A 15,118-nucleotide genomic window follows, 5' to 3' on the forward strand; every position below is an offset into this window, starting at 1 on the left:
GCTTCGACCACCTTTTGGCCCAGCTCAACGCCGACTGAATAGACTTTGGGGCGTGAGCACCTACGAACTCGACTGGACCGGCCGCGCTGACGCAGAAGCGGCCGCCCACACCCCTCCCCGCGCGCAGGTGGGGTATGTGGGGGTGTTGGGGGGCACCTCGGCCGAGGCGGCAACCACCCCCACACTTCCGTCCACAGGTTCCATGGTGATCGAGGGCGATAACTTGGACGCACTCAAGCACCTGCAACAGACCCACAAACACCGCGTATCAGTGGTGTACATCGACCCGCCGTACAACACGGGGAATGCGTTGCCGTACCGCGATACTTTCGGGGCGGCTGGGCACGCGGGGTGGATGTCGATGATGCTGCCCAGGCTCATCGTTGCCCGCGAGCTCATGCGCCTTGACGGGGTCATTTTCGTGTCTATCGACGACCGCGAGCACGCATTCTTGACGCTGGTGGGCCACCAAGTGTTTGGGGAAGAGAACTTCTTGGGGTCGTTTGTGCATCAACGTGCGAGGGGCGGCGGCCAGGCTCGAACGTGGATTCGCGGACACGATTACATCGCGGTGTGGGCCAAGGACGCGTCACTTGTCGACGGGTTTTGGCAGGAAAAGCGCCCGCCCGCCAAGTACGAAACCATCGACGGCAAGCGCTACCTGGTTGAGGACGACGTTTTGCGCACCACTTTTGGCCGGTATGAGCGCGGCACGGAACGGCGCCTCATGTACGAAGACATCGAGGCTGTTCGCGGCTCGGCGAAGAAGGCGCAGGTCGATGCGTGGCTGGCAGCCGGCACTCACATTTTGCGGCCGTGGGGTGGCGGCAAGCATGCGGTCGCGCGGCTCACTCCCGCGGAAAAGGTGGCGTCCAAAATGTATTCGATCGTGCGCGCGCTGGGGCATGAGGGGCGCAATGACCTGGAGGCCCTGGGGTTGGGCGGCCTGTTCACGTACCCCAAACCGGTGTCGCTCATGCGCACGTTGGTGCGCTCGCGCACGTTCTTTGATCCCGAGGCGGTAGTCCTGGATTTCTTTGCCGGCTCCGGGACGACGGCCCAGGCTGTCATGGAGCTCAACGCTGAGGACGGCGGGCGGCGTGAGTTCATCCTGGTTCAAAAGCCCGAGGTGTTACGACCGTCCACAGGCAAATTGGACTCCCAAGTTACCCCGGACTCCATCACCATCAGTGAGTTGGCGAGGCGAAGAGTTGTGGCCGCCGCGAAAGCCGTGGGTTGCGACCCGGCGACCATCACCGATGTGCGCCTGGACTGACCTCAGGCGTGCGCCAGAACTGAACAAAACAATTCGATATCAACGTGTGAGCCACTGCACACATCATGCGTAAAGCGAACTAGTGTGTGCCCCACTGCAGTATCAAAGGAGATAGACATGAGTGAGCCACACCAACACCCCAGTAGCTATACGCATGAGTCACACGACTCGATTTTCAACAAAGCGATGGGTCGTCTCGATGCGCTGTTTGTAGGCTTCGGCGCCATGATCGGCTTTGGCTGGATTGTTCTAGCTGGAGGGTGGATTGAGCAGGCGGGCACTGTTGGTGCACTGCTCGCGTTTGTGGGTGGCGGTGTCATCATGGCATTTGTTGGTGTCGTGTATTCCGAACTCGTCGCCGCCATGCCTCTAGCCGGTGGAGAGCACAACTATTTGATGCGCAGCATGGGGCCAAAGATCGCCATGATCGGCTCGTGGTGCATCGTGGGCGGGTACATCACTGTGGTGATGTTCGAAGCCGTTGCCGTACCCAAAACGGCTCTGTACTTATTTCCTGATCTCAACAAGGTCTACCTGTGGACGGTCGCGGGATTCGATGTCTACCTCACGTGGGCACTGGTGGGTGTCATCACAGCCGTTGTGCTGACGTACATCAACATCAGAGGCGTTAAAGTCGCTTCACTTGTTCAGACGTTCGTCGTCTCGTTCCTGCTGATTGTAGGTATGCTTCTGGTTTTCGGGTCCTTCACCGGCGGTGAGATGGAATACGTTGAACCCCTCTACTCTGGTGGCTTCAGCGGGTTTGTCACGGTGCTCGTAGCCGTCCCATTCCTCTTCGTGGGCTTTGACGTTCTCCCCCAAGCCGCAGAAGAGATCAACGTCAAACCCCGCCAGATTGGCAAACTCGTGGTGTTCGCGGTTCTCATGGCCGTGGCCTGGTACGTCGTCATCATTTTCACCACCTCGGTGTCCATGCCCCACGACGAGATCGCTGCGCTCAACGCAGAAGACGGTCTTGTCACAGCCGACGCTCTCACCGCGATGTTGGGCCACCCCATTTGGGGCAAGATCGTGATCGCCGGAGGGCTCGCAGGCATTATTACTAGCTGGAATGCCTTCCTGATGGGTGCGTCACGACTCATGTGGGCAATGGCCAATTCGGGAATGATTCCTGAGTGGTTCGGCAAGATCCACCCGCGTTACCGCACACCGGTCAATGCGCTCCTGTTTATCGGGGCATTGTCGGTTGTGACGCCGTTCTTGGGTTCGAAGATGCTGGGCTGGGTTGTGGATGCCGGTTCACCAATGATTGTGATCACGTACTTCCTGGTGTCAGTCGCGTTCGTGTTGCTCCGCAAGCGTGAACCTGACATGGAACGCCCCATGCGGGTTGGAGGCAAAGGCAATGTCGGAATCGTGGTGGGTGCGATCGCTGCGGTCCTGTGCCTGTTCTTGTTTGTCCTATACCTCCCGGTGACACCGTGGTCAGCTGAGCTGGCGTGGCCGTCGTGGACAATGTTCGGCCTGTGGCTCATTGCTGGAGTCGTGATGATGTTCCGCCTCCCGGGCGGTGTAACACCGGGTCCTAACGCGGAGCACGATCTGCTCACCAAACTGGGCAAAAACCACTAACGAAAAGCGCGGATGCACGGTAACACCAGCCGTGTATCCACGCTCCCCCGTTTACAGCTCAGGCCGCGGCACCGTCACCAACTGCTCAAGTGCCGCCGAAACCTCAAACACCGGCGCACAGTCATACGGGTGCCCCACGATCTGCACACTGGTGGGCACTCCCGCGCTCCCCACGCCGCTGGGCATGGCCATGACTGGCCTGCGGTTGGCAATGTTGAACGGCACCGTCATGTGCCCTTCCCAGTAGAAGTCCAGGTTCCCGGCCTCGCGTTCCACCTCGCCTAGGTAGTCGCAGTCGGCGTCCAGGTCCTCAATCGCCGAGGTGCCCGTCACCAACACGTCGTACCCCTCCATGCCGCGGGTGAGGGTGTCCTGGATCTGGGACTCGAGTTCAAGACTGTCCACCAGGCTGGTTTCACGGGCGGCCTGCGTGGTCGACTCGACCATGAGGCGCGTGTAAGGCTCAAAACCGCTCAAGTCTCCATTCACGGACTGGAACAGTTTTGCCCCAAAAATGTGTCCAAAGTGGCTCATCGAGGCCCGGGTGATGGTCGCCAAATCGAGCCCCACGTCCACGGTCTCAACAACCGCACCCGCACCCGCGAGCGCCTGTGCCACTCGGTCAACTCCCGCCGCCACAGCAGGGTCGAGCGCGTACGCCCCCAGGTCAGCACTCACCGCCACGCGCTTCCCGGCAAGCAGCTGTCCAACTTCCCCAAATTCGTGCGGGTAGTCCTCCACCGGAACGGTCGCGTTGTCGTACGGATCAACTCCGGTGATCGCGTTGAACACGTACGCTGTGTCGGCAACACTGCGCGCCAAAACGTGGTCGCCACGGTACCAGTCATTATTCGAAGGATGCGTCCCGGGCGTAGACCCAAACGGCGACTTAAACCCAGGCAACCCGTTGAACGCGGCCGGGATTCGCGTGGACCCCGCGATATCTGACGCTGTGGCAAATGGCGCGAACCCGGCGGCCACCGCACCTCCCGACCCACCGGACGAACCGCCCGGGGTTTTATCGAGGTTAAACGGGTTGCGGCTGACTCCCCATTCGCGCGTGTGGCTAAACGTGGCGCAGGAAAACTCCGGCGTGGTGGTGCGGCCCAAGGGGATCGCCCCAGCGGCCCGCAGTCGCGCCACGATCGGGTGGTCGACCTCCGCCACTGCGCCCGCCAGCGTCTGGGACCCGCGCGTTGCTGAGTGTCCGGCCAGGTCGTGCTGTTCCTTCAAAAGGAACGGCACGCCCAGCAGGGGTTTGTGGGCAAAGACCGCCGAGGTGTCCCCCACTCCCGCTTCCCCCGCGCCCGAGGTGCCCGACTGTTGCCCGCGCAGCACCGCCTCGGCGCGGCGGGCTTCTTCGAGCGCCAGGTCAGGCAGAGTATCAACGACACAGTTGATACGCGGGTTGACGTGTTTGATACGTTCAAGGAGGTGCGTGATGAGCTCAACGGGTGACAGTCCTTGCTGATATGCCTGGAGAACTTCTTTTACGCCCATGTAATGTAGGTCACTCATACTCGTAGTGTGGCACATCCGTTCGTCGCCCAAGCACTACCCCCGTACACTGGAAGCTAAGCCTGCCAAATTCGCTCGGAGTCGCACATGAAGGATTCTGCCCGTCGCAGGGCGCGTCACATCACAATTTTTCTTGATGTGGACGGTGTGCTGAACTCTTTTCCCGTCAAGGGCAAGCGGTTCAAAAAAGAGGGCCGTAAAGAAGTGCAGGCGTGGAACTACATTCTGCATTTTCGGCCCAAGATCATTAAGGCGTTAGAGAAGATCGTGAAGACTCGCGATGCTGACATTGTGTGGCTGTCAACGTGGTCGGCGCTGTGTCGCACCGAAATTGAGCCCAAGCTCAAGTTTGAACGTTCCTACCCCATTATCGAGATGCCGGACGCCACGTATAACCGTCACGCCGGGGATCACACCAAGTGGTGGAAGTCCCTTGCCATGAAGCAGTGGCTGGCTGACAATCCCGGCAAGCGCGCGGTGTGGGTCGATGATGACTTGGCGCATGAGAACACGCGCGAGTATTTCGAGAAGACGTATCGCAACCGGATGCTGCTAATTGCACCGGAGTTTAAGTACGGCTTAACCGAGGAGCAGGTCACGTCGATTGAAGACTTTTCGTACCCGCGCCCCAGCGGTTCGGAGCCCATGAACACCAGTGACTTCGTGGTTGCCCGGGCGCATGACGCAGACAGCGACTCCGACGCTGAACGCGAGTGTGACACGGCCCAACCCACGTTCAGCCCGGAGCCCACCCCGCACGCAGGACCGGATCCGGACACCCCTACCGCTCAGAGCTCCAATGAGTAACGCGGCCGCTGGGCAGCCGCACGCCAACTCTGCGCCCGCAGGAGCCGCCCCCACCAGCTCCACCCCCACAGTGGGCCTTCTTGACTCGGGCCTGGGCTTGGTGCCGTTCGCGGTTGCCGTGCACCACGAACTCCCTCATGCCAATCTGGCCCTTGCGATGGACCCCGATTTTGCCCCTTACGGCGCACTCACCTCGGCGCAGATTGAGCAACGCGCCTTGGCTTCCGCCCGCACGTTGGTGGACGCTGGGGCCCGCGCCCTGGTGATCGCGTGCAATACGGCCAGTGTGCACGCGCTTTCGGCGGTGCGTGAACGGTTCGAACCTCTCGTCCCGGTGATTGGCACTGTCCCAGCGGTGAAGCCCGCGGCGGCCACAGGCGCTCCGTTCGCGGTGTGGGCCACAACAGCGACCACGGGGAGCGCGTATCAGCGTTCGCTCATCAGCATGTACGCGGGCGACATCAACGTGTACCCAGTCGCGTGTGCCGGACTGGCCCAGGCAATCGACTCCGCCGACCCGGAAACCATCGACATCGCCCTTTCCGCCGCCGTCACTGCGACACCTCGGGAAGCCCAGTCCATTGTGCTGGGGTGCACGCACTACGGGCTGGTGGCGGACCGCATTGAGGCCGCGTTTGACCGGCCCGTCACCCTGTTTGATTCGCCCCAGGCGGTTGCCCGTCAGTTGGCGCGCAGGCTGGCCGCGCAGGTGGTTTCTGAGGACCCCGCCGAGGTCGTTCCAGCACCGCTGTCACCGCAAGCCCCGCAGCCGCCCCAAGTTTCCGCTTCTCCGCAAGATTCCGCGTCTCCCACCGGCCGTCTCACGCACGTGTTTTTATCAGGCAAACCGGGGAGCTTACCCGCCGCGGTAGAGGCGTATGCTGTTGGACGTGAGCTGTTGGCATTGCGGGACAAACCGGAATAAATCAGAGTCATAAAGCGCTATACAGGTACACGCTTAAAGGAGTGCAATGTTATCGCTGATCTATCGTCAGGCTCGTAACTTTTTCTTAGCTCAAGGTATTTTCGCAGTACTAGCTGGACTGGCAATCCTGGTGTGGCCGGGACAGTCTTTTGTGATCGTGGCATACATTTTTGCCGGTTGGTTGATCGCTGACGGTGTCTTTTCATGCTTCCTCTGGTTGCGCGCTCGGCGTGTGCCAGGCGCCCAACTGTCCATGGGTAAAGGACTTATCCAGATCATCTTGGGCGTCATCATCGCGATGTTGCCTGGTGTTTTCGCATCGATCATTCTAGTGATCGTGTCCCTGGCTGTGTTCCTCATTGGTATGGGACTTCTGACGACAGGTTTGGTCATCAAACCCACCGGGAACCGCACGTGGGTCGCTTTTGTGGTCTGTGGTGTGTTGGCGTTCGCCGGTTCGGTCATGATCGTGGTGTTCCCACGTGAAAGCACTCTGGCGTTGCTCACTGTGGTCGCTACGGTGCTGATCTTTGTGGGCGCTACATGTTTGGCGTTGGGCTTCAAGTTCGGCAAGAGCGCTCAAGCCTTGGCAGACCGTGAACGCGCATACTCTAACCCCAGCAACGACGGCCGCGGTGACGTCATCGAAGGCACCGTAGAAGACACGGGCAACGACGACACCCCACCAGGGATCAGCCGCTAACGTGCACGTCACCATCGTTGGGTTCGCGTTAGAAACGGCGCAAAGCCGTTTACTCTACACTCCTCGAACCAGAGTGTAGAGTAAACACCCTTTTTGTTCGTTTTGTTCACGTTTTCGGCCCAAAATCGGCGCATTACTCTACACAGCTGACGAACAGCAGCTCAGGACTGTAGAGAAAACCACCTGACGTACCCAACACATCAAACGAAAAAGGGAACGATGACCAACATCACACCGTAAGTTTGGCGCGCACCTCGTTGCGAGCCTCAACCAGGTTCGCCAGAGCCGGGCGCACTTCTTCATACTTACGAGTCTTGAGGCCACAGTCCGGGTTCACCCACAGGCTCTCACGTGGCACATGCGTGATCGCAGCCTCGAGCAAACCAGTGAGTTCTTCCACTGTGGGCACACGTGGCGAGTGAATGTCGTAGACACCCGGCCCCACGCTCCGGTCGAACTCCTCCGGGTCCAAGCTGGCCAGCAGCTCCATGCGTGACCGAGCAGCTTCAATACTGGTGACGTCCGCGTCCAGGGCGTCGATCGCGGCGATCACCTGGCCAAACTCCGAATAGCACAAGTGCGTGTGGATCTGCGTGCCTGGGTCTACACTGATGCTCGACAAGCGGAACGCATCCACGGCCCAGGCAATGTAATCCGCACGGTTATCGGCCCGCAGTGGTAGCAGCTCACGGAGTGCCGGTTCATCAATCTGAATGATCCGCACTCCAGCCGATTCCAGTTCAGCGACCTCATCAGACAATGCCAACCCGATCTGCTCAGCCACCGTGGACAGTGGCACGTCATCACGCACGAACGACCACGACAGGATCGTCACCGGCCCGGTCAACATCCCCTTGACCGGTTTATCGGTCAGGCTTGCAGCATACGTGGACCAGGGCACCGTGATGGGTTCTGGCCGGTGAACGTCACCAAACAGGATCGGCGGGCGGGTACAGCGACTTCCATAGGACTGCACCCAGCCATGATCAGTCACCGCGAAACCAGCCAGGTTTTCAGCGAAGTACTGCACCATGTCGTTGCGCTCCGGTTCACCGTGAACAATCACGTCGAACCCAAGTTCTTCCTGCAACTTCACAACCTGAGCGATTTCAGCACGCATGGTCTCCGTATATTCGTCCTCCGAAATACGGCCACCACGCAGGGCAGCGCGAGCTTGGCGCACCTCGGGCGTTTGCGGGAACGACCCAATCGTAGTGGTGGGCAACAACGGCAGACCAAGGGACTCCTGAGCCTCACGGCGCTCCTCAACACTGCCAACGCGAGTGCGGCGCTCACCAATCGCAGCCACCCGCGCCCGCACCTGCTCATCAACCACACGATCTGATTCTGCGCGCGTGCGCACCGCCCGGGCTGAGCGGCTGAAAGCGGCCTCACGGACACTGACCGGGTCCGCGGCACCCTCACCATGAGCGTCCAAAGCCGCGGCGAGCGCCTCAACTTCCGTGACTTTTTCTTCAGCAAATGACAACCAGCCGGCCACGTCCACGGGGAGTCGCTTTTCAGCGCTCACCGTGTATGGCACGTGCAGCAGGGAGGTCGAGGTGGACACGGACACCTCGCGGCCGCCACTCTGCAAAGACGTCAGCACAGCGAGCTCGGCTTCAAGGTCAGCGGCCCAAATATTGCGCCCGTCAATCACGCCGGCGACCAGACGAGTACCCCCAAAGTCCGCTGCCTTCAACCGGCCCAACCACTCAGGGTCAATGGTGCGGGTGGCAGCGGAAAGGTCAACGCCAAGCGCCTCGGGCCCAGCCCCTAACAGGGCGTCCAGCCCTGCACGCAGCGAGCCGTAAGGTGCGGTAATAAGAACTTGCGGGCGGTCCGCAGTAGCCAACAGCCGTGCGTGCGCCTGGCCCGCGCGCTGAGCGAGTTCCTCATCAGAAACCGCGTCAAGGTCGGTCACTAGGGTAGGTTCGTCCAGTTGCACCCATTCCACCCCAGCGGCGTGCAAGGCAGTGAGCAGTTCAGCGTAGGTGTCGACCAGTTCATCGAGCCGGTCAAGCGGCTGCCTGCCAGCACCTTCAGCTGGTTTCGACAGGGCCAACAAGGTCACCGGCCCCAACAGGACGGGGCGAATGGTGTGCCCTGCCTGGCGGGCTTCGTCAACGAGTTCCAGGATCCGCTGGGGGCGGGCGGTGAACGGACGGTCGTCAACGACCTCGGGCACTAGGTAGTGGTAGTTCGTGTCGAACCACTTGGTCATTTCCAACGGCGCCCGGTCAACCGTGCCACGGGCCAGCGCAAAGTACTCCCCCAAGTCGGTGCCGGTGGTGTCCTCCCCCACGAGCCCAGCGGCCAGTGCCGCGTCCAACACCTGGTCGTAGGCGGAGAAGTCGCCGGGGATCGCGTAGTCGGCCACAAGCCCCAGGTCACGTTGCCGGTCATACGAGGACAGGCGCAGACTGTGGGCGGCTTCAGCGTATTCGGACTCATCGATCGTGCCAGCCCACAGCGCTTCGAGCGCGCGTTTGAGTTCACGGCGCGGACCAATCCGCGGCAACCCGGTCACTGTTGCGTGGGGGAATGGGGTCTGGGAAGAGGTGGTCATGGTGTGTCCTTTCGGGTGGTGGTCAGTCTGGCGCGGGTTTGGGGGCTCAGGCGTGACAGTAGTTCGGTGATGGTTGTTGGGTCGTTGAAGGTGTAGAAGTGCAGGCCAGGAACGCCCACAGCCACTAACGCTTCGACGAAATCAGCTGTCAGGCTCAACCCGATTTCGTACTCTTCAGCGGGGCTACCCGCCGCAGCCAAAGCCTGCGCGATGTACGCCGGTGGGGTGAGGCCTGACAGCTGGCACATGCGTTTGAGCCGGGCGCTTCCCGTGATGGGCATGATGCCGGGGATGATCGGCAATGTGACGCCGGCTAAGTCAGCTCGACGGGACATTGTGGTGATCTGGGCGGGGTTGAAGAACAGTTGGGTGATAGCGAAGTCGGCGCCGTTGCGTTGTTTGGCGGCCAACACGTCGATGTCTTCTTCTGGCCGTTTCGATTCGGGGTGCCCGCTGGGGTACGCGGCCACCCCTATGGCAAACCGGCCAGCGCACAAGCGGGCCACTTGGTTGCGTTCGACTGAGCGCAACAGCGTGACCAGTGCGTCCGCGTGGGCCAGGTGCCCGGCGGGAGGCGCAGTGGCCCCTGGTGCCAGGTCGCCGCGGATTGCCAGGAACCCGCGCACACCGGAGTCAATGTAGCGTTCAATCCAGGTGACCAGTTCGTCACGCGGCGCTGCAGTGCACGCCAGGTGGGCCAGCGGGCGCAGGCGGGTGGTGGCTGACAGTTGCGAAATAAACGCAGCTGTTCCTGCTGACCAGCCTGTACGCACCGCCGAGGTGACCGCCACATAGTCGGGGTCATAGGACGCTAGGAGGTCCAGGAGTTCTCCTGACTGTTCCTGTTGTTGCGCGCTCCTGGGTGGCATGACTTCGAAGGACAGGGCGAGCCGTGATTCCGGTTGGTGGCCGGGCTCCCGCTCAGAGGTTCCGGCTGCCAAGGTACCGGTTTCCCAGGTCTCGGCCAGCGTGCCGTCTTCCCGCCTTCCGCTCGTGTCAGTGACCGGTCCCGAGGTGTGGGTATCGAGGGGTGCTGATGCAGAGAGTGTGGTCACAGGTACCTCAGCTCGCTTGGGTACCTGCGGTGGTTTCGAGGAGATCGGCGTGGTGGATAGCGGCGACGTTGGGGTGGGAACGGAGCCGGGATTGTAGCGCGTTTTCTCCGTACACGGCAAAGAGTGCGTCACGTTCGTCAGCGCTCACACCACGTGCCTGGGCCGCGAGCTCTTGAGGAAGTGTGAGCTCTGGCAGGCTCGCGCGCAGTGACGGGTTGTAGAAGAACGGAACAGAGATCCGGTCTTGGCCCGGAGGCGTGGGCAGCACGCGGTGGACGGTCGCGCGCAAGTACCCACCGGTGGCCACCTCGAGGAGTTTGCCAATGTTGACCACAAACGTGTTTTCGATCGGTTCAACGTCGATCCACTCATCCTGGTAGTTCACCTGCAAACCAGTAGTGCCCGGTTGAGGGTACAGCAAGGTGAGCACACCGCCGTCACGGTGCGCACCCACACCTTGCGTGATCGCGTCTTCCTCCCCTGAGTTGTCTTCAGCAGGCGTCACGGTAGGTGCTGGGTAGCGGATGATCTTGATGAACGACTCTGGGTCGTGGGCGAAAGCCGGGCCGAAAACGTCTGCGGGCTGCCCCAAGCTCAGAGCCCATTCTGACAGCAGACGTTCGCCTACGGCGGTGAGTTTTTCGTGCCAGGAGTCGGTGACGGTCTTGAGTTCCGGCAAGGCCTCTGGGTACAAGTTGGGGCCGGTGAGTCGGTCGTAGGTGTGCAGGGGCTCCGTCACGGGTTCACGGTGAGGGCCGATGTCGATCTGTTCGCGCCAGTCCACGTTGCCCAGCGTGCGTTCTCCGCCCACGCGGGTGTAGCCGCGGAAGTGCGGGGAGTTGGTGTTTTCGATGCTGAGTTTGTCTTCCTCGGGCAGGGCGAAGAACCGTTGGGCGGTTTCCAGGAGTTCGCTGAAGTCCGAGGCGGGGATGCCGTGCCCGGTGAGGTAGAAGAACCCTACTGTGTGGGTGACGCCGCGGAGTTGGCGGCGGAAGTCGTCTGCGTGTTGGGGGTCGTCGGCCTGGGAGAGGTCGAGGATTGGGAGGCTGGACAGTGACATTGCGTGCTCCTTGGTCTGAGGTGAGTGACTGTGGAGCCCACGCTAAGTTCAGTAGGGTGCATAAGCGGGTGGTGTTGTCACACCGCGTCTTTTGGTGTCACATGCGTGCAACAGTGTGTCACGCAGCGTCAAAAACAGGCCGTCCCACCCCCGCCCCCTACCACCAGAAATGGGTGGGGGCGTCCAAGAGCTCAAGCACTGCCCCGGCGACGGACATGGTGCCTACTGCCAGAATGTTCTTCCCTGACGCCAACGCTTGTTCACAGGCGTCTTCAACCTTGAGCACCGGCCCGTGTGCCGCCAAGTGGGTGTAGTCCAGGTAGTCGCGGCCCGCACCAACAAATGTGACGGGAAATGGCTCCAGCACTTCCAGGCACGCGTCTACGTCCTTGACGTCTGGGAGCCCTGCGAGCACGTGGAAGTGACCCAGCTCTTCGGTTGCCCGGGTGAGTGCGTGTTGGATGCCTTCGGGGTTGATTCCGGCGTCCACCATCCACAGTGCGTCAGAGTGCGGTGGCGTGTGTGTTGATGCGCGGGCCGGAAGTATCAGTTCCTGTTCACCAATAGGCACGTATCGCCCTCTGAGCGTGGCAGCGGCCCGTGCCCCAATTTCCAGGTTGGTCGCCGTCATGGTGGACGCTTGCACAAGTTCCGGTTCTGGCAGCTCCAGTTCTGGCAGCTCAATGTCACGTCCCGCTAGGTAGTCCCATACTTCTTGTGGCTGGTTGTAGTGGCTCACGATGCTGGTGGTCGCGGGTGTGATGGTTCCGAGCAGATCGTGGGTGATCGAGCTGAGGGAGTTGCCCAGGATGTCGCTGTGTTCCATAAAGATTTGCGTGATGCCAACTGTAGGGTAGTCGAAGAGGGAGACGTCGTCGCTGAGTCCGCCCAGCCCTTCTTCTATCACCAGGAAGTCGACGCCTTGTTGCAGTAGGTATGCGATGCCTGTTTGTGTGTAGATCCCGGAGGGTGGCAGGTACCCGTCGGTGACAGGTGGCAGGGTGCGGATTGCGTCGTGCGCGATTTCGGAGAGCCGGGCGTATTCGGTGTGGCTGATTGCGCGGCCGTTGATCCGGATGCGTTCGCGGTTGTGGCGTAGCGGTGGGCTGGTGATGGTGCCTACGGTGGCGTTTTTTGCCAGCGCCGAGGTGGCTGCCGCTGTTGCTGTTCCTTTGCCTTTGGACCCAACGATGAGAATGGCTGGGGTGGGGAGGGTACGGGTGAGGCCGAGTGCGTGTTGGAGCTGGGTTGTTCTGGTGCGGGACCGGGTGACGTGTCTGTGGGTGTTCCATTCGCGGAAGAATGGTTCGTCGTGTGGGTCGTGTGTGGCAACCATGGTGTTTAGTTTATGGGGTGGGTCGCAACCAAAGTTACGTCTTCAACCTCCGCCAATGATTTTCGTGACATTGGTTGCCGCACGGCTGCCACGGCCCGTCGCGCCACCACCTAGCTTCTTGTGAAAGAGATATGTCGGCAACGGTAACCGTTGCCGACACACTCCTTTGCTAATACGGGCCAGTTGCTATCTTATCGGTTCATTTTTCCACGCTTGCGTGAAGCCACTAGCATCACGACACCGCCACAGATGAGCGTCACAGCAGCAAGCAGGCCAAGACCTACGTTTGAACCGGTCCGCGGAAGTGGGCTGTTGTCATTTCCAGAGTCCTCAATCGGAGTTTCCTGAGTTGGCTCCTCCGAAGGCTCAGGAGTCGGTTCCTCCGAAGGTTCCGGAGTCGGTTCCTCCGAAGGTTCCGGTGTTGGCTCCTCCGAAGGTTCCGGGGTCGGCTCTTCGGAAGGCTCAGGAGTTGGCTCCTCCGAAGGCTCAGGAGTCGGTTCTTCGGAAGGCTCAGGAGTCGGCTCCTCCGAAGGCTCAGGAGTCGGTTCTTCGGAAGGCTCAGGAGTCGGCTCCTCCGATGGCTCCGGAGTTGGTTCCGGAACTGTATCAACTTGATTAGTCAGATTAACTTTCTTGGTGCTCTTATTCTCAATAACGAATTCGGCCGTTTCACCTGTTGACTCGCCCACAGTGAACGTAGGTGTGCCAAACGTGACGGATTCGTTCTTGGGGTTCGCTGTATTCGGGTCTTCAATCAATGTGATCTTCGTCCCTACAGGGAACTGAACAGTAGATACTGTTGTTTCGCCTACCGTGATCGGGAGGATCATCGGGTTGTCAGGGATTTCCCAGTCGTAGTCCTCGGGTTTCTTGCCATCCGGAAGACTCCATGCGACAGCCACGTCAAACTTGGTTCCTTCAGCAAGGTGGCCCGAGCCCGGACCCTCAATGCGTTTTGCAATGTCAAAGTTGCCGAAGCCGTCTTTAAGCTCAATACCGATAGTGAAAGCTTCGATGTAAGACGTCTTCTTAGTGAGTGTTCCCTGAATGCCGGTGCCACTAACGCTGTTCTTGTAAACAAAACCTTTGGAGATCTTGCCGTTACTGGGCTGGGTGTGGTAAATGAGCGAATAGTTGATGCCAGACTTCATCGAACCCTTGATGTTGATGGTTGCTTCCGTCTTTGCATCGTTTAAGGTGACCGTCAGTTTAAGGTCACCGTAGTCTTGGGTGAACTGTTCGCCACTTGCGTCGGTAATCGGCTCGTGCAGGTCGGGATTGTCGGCCGACTGTGCGGCCTTGATGAACCACTTACTGTCAGTCTCCACAAAAACCTGTCCTGGACCAGCCTTGTCGATAAAGGTTAGGTCGACGTTGTCCAGGTTCTGCCCGCTCTCTCGTGTGATCACGTCGGCATTGAAGGCGATTTGCCAATTGAGCTCTGTGCTGTTTGCGTTCAGCTTTGGCGCCCATTTATCTGTCTGCCACTCTTCGTAACCATCCCGTGAGCCAATCGGTTTGTCGTCAGGTGCAGTGACGGCAGTTTTCTTACCGTTGATGGTGAAATCAAGTTGGTTCGACTCGGAAGCTTTTTCAGCGCTAACAACCGCATTTCCGCTACCCTTGATGTCAGTCTTGCCTGCAATGTTGTCGTTGAACGTGCAGGTAATTTTCGTATCTTCTACTAAGCACTCTCCATATTTCTTGCCGTCAGAAGCCTGCAGTGGAAAAGTGCCACTGTCTTTCATCTTCAGCTCCGGCGGAAACTCAATGGAGAACTGATCGCCCGGCTTGGGATCAGCGTTCGAGGCGTCCCATTTGAAGTCGAGCTGTGCCAAGTCGTACTGGTACAACTGTCCGTCTTGGGGCTCGTTTCTATCGTTGATTTTCTTAAACGAGGTGATTGTGATTTCGATGTTTTCGTTAATCGCGGCTATTGCTCGCGTTGCGGGCACTGTCATAGCTAGCAGTAAACTGAATACTGCTAGCGTCGCAAGCGCAGTCCGCCTGATAGTTCTGGGTAACAACGTGTCTCCTAACCCGCCCTTACACGCTCACGCACAGCGGCCATGAGGGGCCACGGACCGAACGCGCACAATTGGTTATGCTTTGCCGGATCAGTCTAGCATTAATGGAAACTCAGAAAACACCCCGAATTTCAACAGAGGCTGGGTTCGTGTGCTCCACCCTTTGTTACTCGGCTTCAACTCCAAACGACCCTCCGCATCCGTATTCCGCGACGCATATACCTTCGAGTCAGACCTTGATACTTCAGT

11 protein-coding genes are annotated in these 15,118 nt (G+C 59.8%); 5 read left to right on the forward strand and 6 right to left on the reverse strand.

The window, feature by feature from the left end; all coding sequences use genetic code 11:
* The first annotated feature begins 52 nt into the window (after positions 1 to 52).
* The gene (locus tag HMPREF0183_RS03965; protein WP_005883028.1) at positions 53 to 1,276 is read left to right on the forward strand and encodes a site-specific DNA-methyltransferase; all 1,224 of its coding nucleotides are present in this window, start codon (positions 53 to 55) and stop codon (positions 1,274 to 1,276) included.
* Between the two features lie 117 nt (positions 1,277 to 1,393).
* Complete coding sequence (locus HMPREF0183_RS03970) at positions 1,394 to 2,869, forward strand: APC family permease (RefSeq protein WP_005883030.1); 1,476 nt, start codon at positions 1,394 to 1,396, stop codon at positions 2,867 to 2,869.
* A gap of 51 nt (positions 2,870 to 2,920) precedes the next feature.
* Here HMPREF0183_RS03970 and HMPREF0183_RS03975 read toward each other — a convergent pair whose 3' ends face one another.
* On the reverse strand, positions 2,921 to 4,387 hold the full coding sequence (locus HMPREF0183_RS03975) for an amidase (protein ID WP_005883032.1): 1,467 nt from the start codon (positions 4,385 to 4,387) through the stop codon (positions 2,921 to 2,923).
* An 87-nt stretch (positions 4,388 to 4,474) separates the two neighbouring features.
* Between HMPREF0183_RS03975 and HMPREF0183_RS03980 the strand changes: the two genes are divergently transcribed.
* The 3 genes from HMPREF0183_RS03980 to HMPREF0183_RS03990 are packed head-to-tail and all read left to right on the forward strand — an operon-like array spanning position 4,475 to position 6,822.
* Positions 4,475 to 5,194, forward strand: coding sequence for an HAD domain-containing protein (locus HMPREF0183_RS03980; protein WP_005883034.1), 720 nt, complete (start codon positions 4,475 to 4,477; stop codon positions 5,192 to 5,194).
* Positions 5,187 to 6,119, forward strand: a complete 933-nt coding sequence (locus tag HMPREF0183_RS03985) for a glutamate racemase (protein ID WP_005883036.1) — start codon at positions 5,187 to 5,189, stop codon at positions 6,117 to 6,119. The genes HMPREF0183_RS03980 and HMPREF0183_RS03985 overlap by 8 nt, the downstream gene beginning before the upstream one ends.
* Before the next feature lie 46 nt (positions 6,120 to 6,165).
* Entirely contained in the window at positions 6,166 to 6,822 is a 657-nt protein-coding gene (locus HMPREF0183_RS03990) for an HdeD family acid-resistance protein (protein WP_005883038.1), read from the forward strand.
* Between the two features lie 229 nt (positions 6,823 to 7,051).
* Here HMPREF0183_RS03990 and metE read toward each other — a convergent pair whose 3' ends face one another.
* The 5 genes from metE to HMPREF0183_RS13030 all read right to left on the reverse strand — a co-directional run bounded on the left by metE (position 7,052) and on the right by HMPREF0183_RS13030 (position 14,803).
* On the reverse strand, positions 7,052 to 9,391 hold the full coding sequence (metE, locus tag HMPREF0183_RS03995) for a 5-methyltetrahydropteroyltriglutamate--homocysteine S-methyltransferase (RefSeq protein WP_005883040.1): 2,340 nt from the start codon (positions 9,389 to 9,391) through the stop codon (positions 7,052 to 7,054).
* Positions 9,388 to 10,446, reverse strand: a complete 1,059-nt coding sequence (locus tag HMPREF0183_RS04000) for a methylenetetrahydrofolate reductase (RefSeq protein ID WP_005883042.1) — start codon at positions 10,444 to 10,446, stop codon at positions 9,388 to 9,390. Before HMPREF0183_RS04000 ends, metE begins: the two co-directional genes overlap by 4 nt.
* A 7-nt stretch (positions 10,447 to 10,453) precedes the next feature.
* Complete coding sequence (locus HMPREF0183_RS04005; protein WP_005883044.1) at positions 10,454 to 11,506, reverse strand: isopenicillin N synthase family dioxygenase; 1,053 nt, start codon at positions 11,504 to 11,506, stop codon at positions 10,454 to 10,456.
* 157 nt (positions 11,507 to 11,663) lie between these two features.
* Positions 11,664 to 12,842 (reverse strand): folylpolyglutamate synthase/dihydrofolate synthase family protein, encoded by a 1,179-nt coding sequence (locus tag HMPREF0183_RS04010; protein ID WP_005883046.1) that lies wholly within the window; start codon positions 12,840 to 12,842, stop codon positions 11,664 to 11,666.
* 191 nt (positions 12,843 to 13,033) lie between these two features.
* Positions 13,034 to 14,803 carry a DUF7926 domain-containing protein gene (locus HMPREF0183_RS13030; RefSeq protein WP_005883048.1) on the reverse strand — a complete coding sequence of 590 codons (1,770 nt, stop codon included), beginning with the start codon at positions 14,801 to 14,803 and terminating at the stop codon, positions 13,034 to 13,036.
* Positions 14,804 to 15,118 lie beyond the last annotated feature (315 nt).

Origin of the sequence: Brevibacterium mcbrellneri ATCC 49030 (genome assembly GCF_000178455.1) — a bacterium.
GTDB lineage: Bacteria > Actinomycetota > Actinomycetes > Actinomycetales > Brevibacteriaceae > Brevibacterium > Brevibacterium mcbrellneri.